The sequence below is a fragment of the Halorubrum sp. Boch-26 genome (assembly GCF_029889805.1).
In the GTDB taxonomy this organism is placed as follows: Archaea; Halobacteriota; Halobacteria; order Halobacteriales; family Haloferacaceae; genus Halorubrum.
Map to the genome: position 1 here is coordinate 1 of NZ_JARANT010000008.1, position 12,896 is coordinate 12,896.

At 65.3% G+C, this 12,896-nt stretch carries 13 protein-coding genes; 9 read left to right on the top strand and 4 right to left on the bottom strand.

Annotation, left to right across the window (positions count from 1 at the left end):
- On the bottom strand, positions 1-1,468 hold a 1,468-nt coding region (locus OQF71_RS02115), incomplete at its 3' end, for a hypothetical protein (protein WP_280585495.1).
- A 322-nt stretch (positions 1,469-1,790) separates the two neighbouring features.
- Positions 1,791-2,468 (bottom strand): DUF6517 family protein, encoded by a 678-nt coding sequence (locus OQF71_RS02120; RefSeq protein ID WP_280585496.1) that lies wholly within the window; start codon positions 2,466-2,468, stop codon positions 1,791-1,793.
- A gap of 165 nt (positions 2,469-2,633) precedes the next feature.
- Between OQF71_RS02120 and OQF71_RS02125 the strand changes: the two genes are divergently transcribed.
- Positions 2,634-3,374, top strand: coding sequence for a hypothetical protein (locus OQF71_RS02125; RefSeq protein ID WP_280585546.1), 741 nt, complete (start codon positions 2,634-2,636; stop codon positions 3,372-3,374).
- Between the two features lie 40 nt (positions 3,375-3,414).
- On the opposite strand, the gene OQF71_RS02130 is transcribed toward OQF71_RS02125, so the two are convergent.
- A complete protein-coding gene (locus OQF71_RS02130) occupies positions 3,415-3,963 on the bottom strand; it encodes a hypothetical protein (RefSeq protein WP_280585497.1) in 549 nt (182 codons plus the stop codon).
- A 6-nt stretch (positions 3,964-3,969) separates the two neighbouring features.
- A complete protein-coding gene (locus tag OQF71_RS02135; RefSeq protein WP_280585498.1) occupies positions 3,970-5,316 on the bottom strand; it encodes an alkaline phosphatase family protein in 1,347 nt (448 codons plus the stop codon).
- Positions 5,317-5,469: 153 nt separating this feature from the next.
- Between OQF71_RS02135 and OQF71_RS02140 the strand changes: the two genes are divergently transcribed.
- The 8 genes from OQF71_RS02140 (at position 5,470) to artA (ending at position 12,755) form a co-directional block, all read left to right on the top strand.
- Complete coding sequence (locus OQF71_RS02140; protein WP_280585499.1) at positions 5,470-6,390, top strand: PhzF family phenazine biosynthesis protein; 921 nt, start codon at positions 5,470-5,472, stop codon at positions 6,388-6,390.
- Between the two features lie 104 nt (positions 6,391-6,494).
- The gene (locus OQF71_RS02145; RefSeq protein ID WP_280585500.1) at positions 6,495-6,689 is read left to right on the top strand and encodes a hypothetical protein; all 195 of its coding nucleotides are present in this window, start codon (positions 6,495-6,497) and stop codon (positions 6,687-6,689) included.
- A 91-nt stretch (positions 6,690-6,780) separates the two neighbouring features.
- Positions 6,781-7,731: a calcium/sodium antiporter gene (locus OQF71_RS02150; protein WP_280585501.1), complete on the top strand. Its 951-nt coding sequence runs from the start codon at positions 6,781-6,783 to the stop codon at positions 7,729-7,731.
- A 244-nt stretch (positions 7,732-7,975) separates the two neighbouring features.
- On the top strand, positions 7,976-9,541 hold the full coding sequence (locus OQF71_RS02155; protein ID WP_280585502.1) for a D-aminoacyl-tRNA deacylase: 1,566 nt from the start codon (positions 7,976-7,978) through the stop codon (positions 9,539-9,541).
- Between the two features lie 167 nt (positions 9,542-9,708).
- Positions 9,709-10,863, top strand: a complete 1,155-nt coding sequence (gene ftsZ, locus OQF71_RS02160; protein WP_280585503.1) for a cell division protein FtsZ — start codon at positions 9,709-9,711, stop codon at positions 10,861-10,863.
- A 117-nt stretch (positions 10,864-10,980) separates the two neighbouring features.
- A complete protein-coding gene (locus tag OQF71_RS02165; protein WP_280585505.1) occupies positions 10,981-11,157 on the top strand; it encodes a protein translocase SEC61 complex subunit gamma in 177 nt (58 codons plus the stop codon).
- Positions 11,157-11,609 (top strand): transcription elongation factor Spt5, encoded by a 453-nt coding sequence (locus OQF71_RS02170; protein ID WP_004050001.1) that lies wholly within the window; start codon positions 11,157-11,159, stop codon positions 11,607-11,609. Before OQF71_RS02165 ends, OQF71_RS02170 begins: the two co-directional genes overlap by 1 nt.
- Positions 11,610-11,792: 183 nt before the next feature.
- Positions 11,793-12,755: an archaeosortase A gene (gene artA / locus OQF71_RS02175; RefSeq protein WP_280585508.1), complete on the top strand. Its 963-nt coding sequence runs from the start codon at positions 11,793-11,795 to the stop codon at positions 12,753-12,755.
- Positions 12,756-12,896 lie beyond the last annotated feature (141 nt).

Genomic DNA, 12,896 nt, shown 5'->3' on the forward strand with positions numbered 1-12,896 from the left:
ATCCCGTAGTATCAAATATTACATTATCTGTGTTATTTGAATATGTACCTATTCCGGATATTATGGATCGGTTACTCGTAGCTCTCCTGTATAATCTAACTGTATTTGATGATGTAACATTTTTAATGCCAATTAATTCTCCAGAATATACAATCTTACTGTTCTGTTTTGTGTGATTATATTGCCGATCTACTCTTGTACTGTTGCCTTGATCTGGTTTGATATTAGAAACGTGTATGTTTGCACTATCTGATACTCCTCCATTTACAAACTGATCCCTAATATCTGAATTTGGCAGTGGTTTCGTCGAATTCAAATTAACAGGTTCGCCCTGTTCCTGTCCTTCTGCAAGCCGAATAACTGCCACAAACTGATTACTTTGCCAAATCGTGTTTCTATTTCCCATAGTATCTCTAGCAGGAATCGTCAAACTATCATGTACACCAGTTAGTACCTCTGAGTATCCAATGTATTTCTCGTAGACGACGTTACCACCCGCAGTGATTGGGTGAATTGAAACGACATATGGTGTCTTCATTCCCACCGTGTCTCGAACTTCTATAGTTGCGATCGAGATATTTGTGGTTGCTTCCGCCTCATGTTTTTGATTCTCAAAACGTACTGTACCTAAATACACATGAGCTTGATCTTTGGCTATTGCCAACCTCTTTAATTCACTCGGTAATTTTGTAACATTATTTTGTTTAATGTTTATTTGCTTGCTTGGTATGAGGTATGCTCTAATCCCTCCCCCTAAATTTGAAGTATTAAGCGATATACTGCCTTCCCCATCCATTTGTTGTACTGTCAGTGATTTATGGCCAACAATTTCGCCATTATCTGGGTGGGTAAGGACCACTGTCGAATTCACGTCTGCAATTAACTCACTGACTGTTACTCCAGATGAAGTTCTAGTATCTCTAGCAAAATTCGTAGAAACCGTTGCTTGATCCTGCACAGTCATGGAGGCATCAGCAAAATCAAATTCAGAAGAATTCTTTAAATTTCCACTTGTTTTTAATTCATCATAGCTACTTGTTGAGTCACCGTTTATTGCACCCACTCTATATTGAAGGTTAGTTGATGTTTCGCCCTCCGACCCATTAATGCCCCCCAGTTGTACTGATTCAATTTGAACAGAACCTCCTAAATTCAGACGCTTAATCTGTATCATAAGAACTGCTTCGCCATTGATATTCATATTACTAGTTTTAGCGATAATCCCATTTGATATTGTTGAATTTTCGACAATTGTATTAGACATATCAACACCAATGTTTTGTAATTCTTTAAAGTTCAGATATATGGTCAAATATTCTTTAGAATCAGTAACATCCCTCGGTTCGATTTTTATATCTGAAATTGTATGAGTATTTTCGAACGATAATAATTTCTCGACATCTCCTGATTCACTTATATTGAGAGATTGATCTTTATCCGCTTCTGCAGACATAAGAGTCATTCCCACCGCGGCAACAGAAATCACGACAACACAAATGATGAGGATGACTACCGGTCTGCGCCGAGTTGAGTTTCTTCGATCCATCGTGATGAGCCACGATCGACAGAGCCGGGGCTACGGAGCGCTCGCCTGTGGTGTCCGACGAGGTTGCTACGCTGCCGCCGCCTCGCGTCGTGAGATACTCTCGGGTGGTTGATTATTTATTAAATGCGTTACGGACACAGAAGCTTCTAATCGCGGAAACGACCTCGAGAGATCGACTCACGTTCGGCGATCGAAGCGCTCCCCTCCGTGATCGTCAGAGGGCCTCAAAAACCAGATTGACGTGTCAGTTTGACGAGGAGTGCTCGGCGTGTTCCATCAGCGAGAGGACGGAGTCGCCGGCGTCGACCGCGATCGGGTGGACACCGACGAGCGCGATCACGTCTTCCTCGTGCTGGACGGTCGCGACGTAGAGAAGCACTGGAACGTCTTCGACGGTACTCTGGTTGTCGCCGGCGTCGACCTCCGCGTCGATCGTGGTCTCGAGGATCGACACCTCGACCTGCCGACCGAGGATGGTCCGCGTCTCCGACCCGCGGCTCTCGATATCTTCGGCCTGAACCTCGGTGCCTTCGCCGCCGATCCCTCGCTGATCGACCTGTTCTAACAGCCGACGGATAAGCTCCGCGTCGTTCGCGCGGACGAGCGGGTTGACCGACTGGCCGCCAACCGACGCATCCGGCGTGCTCGCCACGAACAGCGCGGACCCGTTGTCCCGGTTCTCGTACCCGGCGACCCACGTCGTCGCAGACACCTGCGCGTTCACGCCCGCCACGTCGAACTCCTGTTCAAGCGTGAACGACTCCGGCTCCTCGCCCTCGTACCCGGACTCCGAGGCCGCATCGGACGGGATCCGAGCCGGGCTTGCGTCGTACTCATAGCTCCCGTTTTCTCCGCCGGCGCACCCGGCGACGGCGACGGACGTCGATGCGGCGATCGCCGCGAGCAGTCCACGTCTGTGCATAAGGGTTTGTAGGCCTGTTGGAACGGTTAAGCGTATCGGCGCGAGGGCTCCTATCTGATAATCGGCGATGCGCGCTCGGTATCAGTTCCGCGAGTGAAGGCACAAAGTTCACGGTGTGGCGTGTGCGAGATGAGCCAAATGGAACGCCGAGGACAGACAGGGCTGGTGGAAGCGCTCCTCCTTGACGTGGTCCGACTCCACGAGACGTGGATGGAGGTCGTCTTCCCTAGACAGCTCGATCCGAGCGCGGTGCTGGGAAAGTGGAAACCGGAAACCCCCGCTCAGACGGTCGGGTACTACCTCTGGGCGATACTCGGCGGTCCGCTCGTCGCGGTCGCGTACCCGCTCCTGCTCGTCGGGTTCGCCACGCGGTTCTACGCCGCGAAGCTCGACTCGGCGGTCACCCGCTTCGGCGTGATCGGCGCGGTCATCGTCGCGACGCTCGTTTGGGGGTCGCTCACCCTCCTCGCGCACTTCCAACTGCCGACCGAGGTGATGCTCGGTATCGGTGGCGCCAGCGTCGTGGCGGTGATCTCCGCGGGCGCGGCCGCCGGGTTCTCGAAGCTCGGCGGACGGTTCGTCAGCGTGCTGTTCGCGTACCCGTTCGCGATGACCGCGATCTTCCTCCCGCCGGTGGTCGCCGGGCTGCTCACGCCCTCTATCTCCAGTCTGGTGCTCGATCCGAGCTACGAGCTCGCGGTTTGGATCCTCGACACGTTCCTCGCCGTCGGCGGGGTCAACGAAGCGCTCCGGGGCGCGTTCGACTTGAAGACGTTCGGTGAGCAGTGGGGCGTCGCCGGCCTCGGCTACGTGCTGATGTGGCTCGGCATCTCCGTCCCGCTCGGATGGTTCCTCGGAGTGCTCGTCTCCCTCGCGAACCTGATCCGTCCGAAGCCCGACGCCTGAGCGCGGGCGGTCGGGCGTCGGCGCCGACGCTCCGGGAGTGCTACTCGCTTCTGTCGAACCGGTCGCGGGCCGTCTCGAAGGCGGACTCCGACTGTTCCTTGCTCCGACGGCCCTCTCGCTCCGCGACCGCCTCGGGAGCCGGGCTCGCGTCGTCGTCGATCCGCGCGAACGACTTGTGGACCTTCGTGTGACACCAGCGACACAGCGCGACGGTGATCTCGTGGGGACCGGCGTCGTCGGGGTCGCCCGACTGTTCCTCGTCGGTATCTGTCCCGCCGTACGACAGGTGGTGTTCCTCCACTAGCGGCCGGGCGTCGTCGTGGGCGATCCGAACCTCTTCGAGCCCGCAGCGGCGACACTCGCGACCGTCGGTCGTCGAGCGGTAATGAGGACACCGCGGCCACGCCTCCTCGGCGCCGACGTGGCAGGCGTAGCCGTCGGCGCGGCGGGTCGCGGTGAACTCGGGGTCGTCGCCGGCGCGCGTCAGCGCGAACCGACAGCGCCCGTCGTCGGTCAAGTGGTCGCAGACGCCGGCGACCGCGTACGGGTCGTCGACCCCGACGGGGGTCCCGTCCGGCGTCCGTTCCATGTCCGGTCAGATCAGGCTCGCGCCGTCGAGGTCGGTCCGGCCGTAGTCGACGTCGAGCAGTCGCAGGAGGGTCGGTGCCACGTCGAGGAGGTCCGCGTCCTCGACGGTCGCGTCCGGGTGGTCGACGAACAGGGCGGCGTCTTCGAAGGTGTGCATCCCCGTCCGCGGACCGTCCGGGTCGAACACGTCGTCGTGGGGGCGGAAGCCGGACTTGAGGTCGAACCCCTCGTTCGGGATGACGACGAGGTCGGGGGCGATCTCGTCGTGATCGCCTCGGAAGACGGTCTCGCGCTCGACGACGCGCTTCGCGACCGGCTTCCCGTCGGGGCCCTCCCACGCTTCGAGGGCCGACTGCAGCTCGGCGCGCACGGATTCGTACTCCGACTCGGGCACGACGCCGTCGGGCTCGCGGCCCTCGAGGTTGACGTAGAATCGGCCGGGGACGAGCGAGTACGCGCGGGTGTCCTCGTCGATGTCGGTCAACGCGCCGTGGTCGTCGCCGTCGTACGAGAGCCAGCCCTCTCGCTCCAGCCACTCGTTGCAGTAGACGTCGTAGCGGAGCCGCGCGAACCCGTGGGTCGAGCCCACGACGAGGCGAACGTCGTCGGGGAGAGCCGTCCGGATCGCGCCGATGTGTTCGTCCAGCGCGGCGTAGAAGTCGAGGAAGTCCTCACGGTATCGGCCGTTCTCCGCGTAATCGCCCCACAGGAAGTGGTTGATCCGGTCGGGCGCCGTGAACACGCCGACGAACAGGTCCCAGTCGTCGCGCTCGACGTACCGGGAGAACGCGGCGGCGCGGGCGTCGAGCGTCTCTCGCGCGTGCTCGATGAACTCGGACTTGTCCGGCTTGTGTCCGAGCTTCGCGTTCACCGACAGCCGGTAGTCGCTCTCGGTGAGGTACTCGCGGAGCTCCTCGGGATGTGCGGCCTTGTCGACGTCGGGCGAGAGGTATCCCGAAACCATCCGCTGGATCCTCCGCTGGGGCGGGAACGTCACGGGAACGTTCATCACCGTCGCGTCGAGCTCGGCGTCGGCGGCGCGGTCCCACACGCGGGTCGCTTGGACGTCCCGTCCCATCGGGACGTAGGTGTCGTACGAGCCGACCTCCCGGTCCTGAAAGCCGTACACCCCGGTCTCGCCGGGGTTGACGCCGCTGGTGAGGACCGGCCAGCACGCGCTCGATTCCGGAGGTACGGCGCTGTCGATCGGTCCGCCGTCGCCGTTGTCTTCGATCGCCGACAGTGCCGGAAACGTGTCCGGGTTGTCGGCGACGAGACCGTGCGGGAGACCGTCGATCCCGATAAACGCCACGCGCGGGGTGTCGGTCCCGCGCAACCGGTCGAAGAGGCCCATAGGGGTACATCCGGCGTGGAGGGCAAAAGGGTTGACATCGCCCGCCCTCTCGGACGGCGCCCGCCGTCGACCGCTCGCGGGATGTCGACCGCCTCCGCGGCGGCGTCCGTCTCGGCTCGGGAGCCTTTTGAATGCGCCCCGCGAGGGTGACCCATGGAGACGCGACGCGCGCTGCTCGTCGACGCGTTCACGGACGAACCGCTGGCCGGGAACGTCGCCGGCGTGCTGCCGGACGCCGCCGGCCTGAGCGACGGCCGCATGGGGAAGATCGCCGCCGAGATCGGCGCCTCCGAGACCGCGTTCCTCTTCGACGCGGGCGACGGCGCCGACGAGCGGGTCCGTTACTTCACCCCCTCCACGGAGGTCGATCTCTGCGGCCACGCCACGATCGCGAGCTACGCCGCGCTGTACGCGGCGGGGACGGTCGAGGCCGGCGACCGCACCCTCCGGACGAACGTCGGCGACCTCTCGATTCGGATCGACGACGACGGCACCGTCTGGATGCGCCAGAACCCGCCGACGGTCGAGCCGGTGGACGAGGCCGAACTCGACGCCGACCGCCTCGGCGACGCGCTCGGGATCGACCCCGCGGCCCTCCGGGACGTGGGCGCCGACCTCCCCGTCGCCGTCGCCTCGACCGGGCTCCCGTGGCTCGTCGTCCCCGTCAACTTCCTGGAGCGTCTCGGGGAGGCAGAGCCCGACGCGGCCGCCGTCGAGGCGATCTCGAACGCCCACGACGCCGCCGGGATCTACGCGTTCACGTTCGACGCGATCGGCGCGGAGTCGACGCTCCACGGCCGGGCGTTCGCGCCCGCGGTCGGTGTCGCCGAGGACCCCGTGACGGGCACGGCGAGCGGCGCGGTCGGGGCGTACCTCCGGGCCGTCGACGCGTTCGACGGCGACCTCCCGGAGGAGCTCCGGTTCGAACAGGGCCACTTCCTCGACCGCCCCGGGCACGTCAGGGTGCGAGTCGAGGGCGACGACGTCCGGGTCGGCGGCCGCGCGGTCGTCTCGACCGAAGGCGAGCTGACGCTGCCGGCGGAGGAGGACGGCGACGACATCATCGAGGCGTGAGCGCGCTCGGTCCCCGTGTCGCGACGGTCCGTCAATCACCGGAACGCGCCGCGGCCTCCGTCGTCGAGCCGAACGTTTAGGCGGTCCCGGGGCGTACGGTCTGTATGGAGTTTGACCTCCCACGCGCGGCGGCGCTGCTGGTACTGATCGTCGCGGTCGGCACCGCGGGACTGATCGGAAGCGGGATGATGCCGCTACAGACCACGCTGATGATGGTCGCCCCGTCGATGCTCCTCTTCGGGGCGATCGCGTTCGCCATCGGCGTGAAACACGGTCAGTTCCGGGCGACACACGCCTGATCGGGCTCGCAGCGACCACGCCTCCGCGGGGCTGCGCCCGCGCCGGCCGGAACCACGACGCTTTTTAAAACGGGACCGACAAGCGGGAGCCGTGTTGATCGGGTCGCCGCTCACCGAACTGCTGCTCCTCGTCGGCGGTATCGTGCTCCTGTACGCGGGCGCGGAGCTGCTCGTCAAGGGCGCCAGCGACTTGGCGCTCGCCGTCGGCCTGAAGGCGTCGACTGTCGGGGTCACCGTCATCGCGTTCGCGACGACCGCCCCCGAGCTGTTCGTCTCTCTCCTCGGCGCCGTGACGGTGTCGACGGACGTGGGACTGGGGACGATCCTCGGGTCGAACATCGCCAACATCGGGCTCGTGCTGGGCGTCTCCGCGCTGATTCGCCCCCTCGACGTCTCCGACACGGTGTTCGAGCGTCACGTCCCGTTCATGGTCCTCGCCGCGGTGCTGCTCGTCGCGCTCGGCTGGAACGGCCGCATCGGCCGACCCGCCGGGCTCCTCCTGCTCGGAGTGCTCGTCGCGTTCACCGTCGTGATTATGCGACGCATCCGCCGAACGCAGTCCGGCATCTCCACCGCGGAGCGCGCGGAGATGCCGGACGCGAGCCTCCGGGACGTCGCCGCCGTGGTCGGCGGTATCGTCGCGCTGGTGCTCGGCTCGCGGTGGCTCATCGACGGGGGGGAGTCGCTCCTCTCCGCGGCCGGCTTCTCCGACATCTTCATCGGGCTCACGGTGCTCGCGCTCGGTACCTCGCTCCCCGAGCTGGCGGCGAGCCTCGTCGCCGCCGTCCGCGGCGAGGCGGAGTTCAGCGTCGGCAACGTCGTTGGCTCGAACATCTACAACGTCCTCGCCGTCCTCGGGATCGTCGCGATCGTCCGACCTATCGGCGTGAGCCCCGGCGTCCGCGTATTCGAGTTCCCGGCGCTGATCGGCTTCACCGCCCTCCTCGTTGGACTCATGTATCGCGACAGGCGGCTATCGCGCGTCGACGGCGCGGTCCTCATCGCGGGGTACGGCGCGTTCGCGTACCTGCTGTTCCCGTGACGAGGCTGGAGAGGGGTGAGGTGCGGTCGCTGTGCCGGGCGGGGCTTTGGCGGTGTTCACCGCAGATCCGCGATCGATAATTTATAAGAGAGCGGCTGGGGCTTTGAAGCAATTTCCCGGCGCTCCGAGGGCGATAGCTTATAAATAACCGACTGCGGCTTCGGCCACGACCGCGACCAATTTCCCGACACCGTCTCGCGCTCGAACCGACGCCTATTCGGCGGCCCGACTCCGACCGGAACCCGTGATAGCGATCGTCGTTAGCCGGGCCGACAGCGCCTCTGAACACATCGGCGAGCGCCTGCTCGCGGTCGGGGACTGGGAGCGGCGCGAGGACGAAACGCGCTCCGACGCCGCGGGCGGCGGGACCTATTACCGGACCGAGGGATTCGAGCTCCGGGAGTTCGACGACCTCCACATCGAACTCGACGACCCAGCGGCCGCGTTCGGCGGCGGGGGGGACCGCGGAGGCGCTGGAGACGCCGCCGGAGACGCGGCGCCCGACTTCCTCGTCTTCGTCTCCAGACACTCCGGGGAGACGGGCCGGCTCCTGACCGCCCACGTCACCGGGAACTTCGGCCCGGCGCCGTACGGCGGCGAGCCGGAGACGCTCGCGACCGCCGCTCCCGGCGCGGAGAAGCGCGTCGTCGAGGCCTTGGCGACGCGCGCTCCCGATGGGTACGACGTCGGTATCGAGTGCACGCACCACGGACCGACGAGCGTCTCCGTCCCCTCGCTGTTCGTCGAGCTCGGCTCCGACGAGCCGCAGTGGGAGGACTCGGGGGCGGCCGAGGCGGTCGCCCGGGCGGTCCTCGACCTACGCGGGACAGGCCCGGATCTCGTGGGTGACGGAGCTGCCGACGCGACCGACGGGGCGGTGCAGGCGACCGACGGGGCGGTGCAGGCGACCGACGGGGCGGTGCAGGCGACCGACGGGGCAGCGCAGGTGACTGACGGGACAGCGCAGGCGACCGACGAGTCGTCCCGCCACGACGACTCCCCCCGCCACGTCGTCGGCTTCGGCGGCGGCCACTACGCGCCGCGGTTCACTCGGATCGTCCGCGACACCGCGTGGGCCGTGGGGCACGTCGGCGCCGACTGGGCGCTCGGCGAGATGGGCGCGCCCGAGGCGAACCGCGAGACGATCGATCAGGCGTTCGCGCGCAGCCGCGCCGACCGCGCCGTGATCGAGGGCGATAGACCCGACCTCGCCGCAGTCGTCGAGGCGCTCGGCCACCGCGTCGTGAGCGAGACGTGGGTCCGCGAGGTCGGCGACCGCCCGCTCCCGCTGATCGAGCGGCTGGAGGCCGATCTCGCGACCGTCGACGAGGGGCTCCGGTTCGGCGAGATCCTCCCCGCGGAGTCGGGGGCCGGCGCGATCCGGATCCGCGAGCTCCCCGACGCGCTCCTGTCGCGGGCGCAGGGGATCGACCCGGAAGCGACCCGCGAGGCGGTCGCGTCGAACGCCGTCGCCTTCGACACGGAGCAGGCCGGCACCCGCGCGGCGGGAGCGGCCGCCTTCGACGATCGCGCGGACGCTCCCGGCTACGGGGACCTCGTCGACGACCTCGCGGCGGTGCTCGCGGAGAGATACGACGCGGTCGAGGCGGGAGACGACGCGGTCGTCGCCCGCGAGGCGGCATTCGACCCCGATCTCGCGAGGGACCGCGGCGTTCCCGAGGGTCCGGCGTTCGGCCGCCTCGCCGACGGAGAGACCATCGAGGCCGACGGCGAGACGGTGGCCCCGGAGGACGTGTCGCGGTCGCGAACTGACCGGTTCCCGATCGACGGTAAGGACACGGAAGAGTGAGTCCGCCGCGGAGGGAGTGAGTCCGCCGCGGAGGGAGTGAGCCCGAGGGACACCGACGGTTCCGAGAGCGACCGCGCTCCCCGCGCTGGCGACGGTCTCTCGGCGTCCGACCCGCGTCAGACGATCGGGCAAAAATAAATACGTCCGGGTCGCAACCACACCACATAATGGACTCTATCGTAGAGGACGCAATCGACGAAGCCGAGGAACCCCCGGCGGACGACGCCGGGGAGGCCGGCGCCGGCGCGACCGACGCGACGACCGGCACCCCGCCACAGTCCGGCACGATGACCGACGACGAGCTGCAGGACGTCCTCCAGGACCTGCAGACGAACATCACCGTCGTCGGCTGCGGTGGCGCCGGCGGGAACACCGTTGACCGGATGACCGAGGAGGGGATCCACGGCGCGAAGCTGGTCGCCGCAAACACCGACGTCCAGCACCTCGTCAACATCGAGGCCGACACGAAGATCCTCATGGGTCAGCAGAAGACCCAGGGCCGCGGTGCCGGCTCGCTCCCGCAGGTCGGCGAGGAGGCCGCCATCGAGTCCCAAGAGGAGATTCAGGACGCCATCGACGGCTCCGACATGGTGTTCGTCACCGCCGGGCTCGGCGGCGGCACCGGCACCGGCTCCGCGCCGGTCGTCGCGAAGGCCGCTCGCGAGTCGGGCGCGCTCACCATCGCCATCGTCACGACGCCGTTCACCGCCGAGGGCGAGGTCCGCCGGACGAACGCCGAGGCCGGCCTCGAACGCCTCCGCGACGTGAGCGACACGGTCATCGTTGTCCCCAACGACCGCCTGCTCGACGCGGTCGGGAAGCTCCCGGTCCGGCAGGCGTTCAAGGTCTCCGACGAGGTGCTGATGCGCTCGGTGAAGGGGATCACCGAACTCATCACGATGCCCGGACTGGTCAACCTCGACTTCGCCGACGTTCGGACCGTCATGGAGAAGGGCGGCGTCGCGATGATCGGCCTCGGCGAGTCCGACTCCGATTCGAAGGCGCAGGACTCGGTGAAGTCCGCGCTCCGCTCGCCGCTGCTCGACGTCGACATCTCCGGCGCGAACTCCGCGCTGGTCAACGTCACGGGCGGCACGGACATGTCCATCGAAGAGGCCGAGGGCGTCGTCGAGGAGATCTACGACCGGATCGATCCCGACGCCCGGATCATCTGGGGCACTTCCGTCGACGACGAGCTGGAGGGTCAGATGCGCACCATGATCGTCGTCACCGGCGTCGAGTCGCCGCAGATCTACGGGAGCAACGGCGAGCCGCCGGAGGGAACCGCGGCGGAGATGGAAGACATCGACTACGTGGAGTGACGCGTCGGCGACGCGTCGCGTCCCGATAGAGTCCCTTCTCGCGGTTTCGCTCTCGGGTCCATCGGATCGGCCCGCATCAAAAGGTAAAAACCGTCTCGCCTCGAAACCCGTCGTAACATGGACGTTCCGTACGACCTCAACAGCTACGTTCGGGTGCTGAAGCTGGCGAGCACGCCGAGCCCCGACGAGTTCCTCCAGGTGTCGAAGATCGCCGGCGCCGGCATCCTCCTCGTCGGCTTCATCGGATTCCTGATGTTCGCGATCATGAGCCTCCTGCCGGGGGTCGGCGTCTGATGCCGATCTTCTCGGTCAAGACCACTGCGAGCCAAGAGCGCACCGTCGCCGACATGCTCGCGGAGAAGGAGATGCCGGAGATCCAGGCGGTCATCGCCCCCGACCAGCTCACGAGCTACGTGATGGTCGAGGCGACGGACGGCAGCGTGTTCGCCCGGATCCTCGACGAGATCCCGCACGCCCGCGGCGTCATTCAGGGCTCCGAGGGACCGGCCCGGAGTCCCTTCTCCGAGGTCGAACACTTCCTCTCGCCGACCCCCGACGTCGAGGGGATCGCCGAGGGCGACATCGTCGAGCTGATCGCCGGGCCGTTTAAAGGAGAGAAGGCCCGCGTCCAGCGCATCGACGAGGGGAAAGACCAGGTGACCGTCGAGCTGTACGAGGCGACCGTCCCGATCCCTGTCACCGTCCGCGGCGACCAGATCCGCGTGCTCGACTCCGACGAGCGCTGATCGGCCGACTCCCGTTCCCTCTCCGTCCTCCTCTTTCGTCCCCACGTCGCGTCTTTCTTTGCGCCCTCTCGCACCGAGCTTCCGCGCTTTCGCACCGAGTTTCCGTGCTCTCGCACCGAGCGACCCGCGACGGATCGTCGGCAACGACAAGGGCTTTATTCGACGACGACCGACGGTTCGGACATGTTCGGTCCCGGCCTGTCGGCGGTCGTGAGCTTGGTTCCCAACACGTTCACGTTCGCTTGGATCGTCGCGATCCTCTTTGCGGCGTCGTGGCTGCTCGACAGCCGCAGGCTGGCGGCGGGCCGGTCGCTCGCGGCGGGGACGTGGGCGCTGTTCGGGCTCTTCTGGCTGACGACGGTCCCGTACTTCGCGCTCGAACACCAGAGCTACGTCGAGTCGATCTTGGCGCTCGTCGGCGTTCCGGCCTGCACCTACGCCGGTTACCTGCTGTACGACGGCCGCGCCTCGCTGTTCACGCTCACCCGGGCGATCGCGATCATGCTGTTCATCTACCTCCCGTTCGAGACGATCCCGGCGTTCTCGATCGCGGGCGTCGCGTTCCCCGAACCGCGGCAGATCCTCATCGAGGCCGTCGCGACGCAGACGGGATTCCTCATCGACCTGCTCGGTTACGCGCCGGAGCGCGTGATAAGCTCCGAGGGGTACGACGCGGCGTACGCGTGGACGCTCGCTGACGGCCACACGGTCACGATCCACGTCGTGTTGGCGTGTACGGGGCTCGGGAGCATGGCGATCTTCGGCGGCCTCGTCGCCGCCGTGCAGGCGCCGCTCTCGCGCAAGCTCCGCGCGCTCGCGGTGTCGATCCCGCTCATCTACGTGCTCAACATCCTCCGGACGACGTTCATCTCCGTCGTCGCGGGCAACCAGTACATGCAGTGGCAGACCGACCTCGTGCTCGCGATGTTCGGCGCGACCGACCCGTACCGGGTCTCCTTCCTCATCTCCGACCGGATCATGAGCCAGCTCCTCGCGGTCGTCGCGCTGATCGCGATCACGTTCCTCGCGGTGCGGGAGCTCCCGGAGCTCGCGGTCATCCTGGAAGACGTCCTCTACCTGCTCACGGGCGAGGAACACGACTTGACGGAGTCGCTGGACCTGCCGCGAGAGCCGACGAACCGCTGAGTTGGATCGCGTGTGTCGGTTTCCGCCCCGCCGCCGCCGACTACATAGTCCTCTATAGAAAACTATAGGCGTATTTGTGTGATATACCGACGCATGCCGGAGACCGTTCGCGCGGCGCGTCGACGCCGCGGCGGGGCAGGT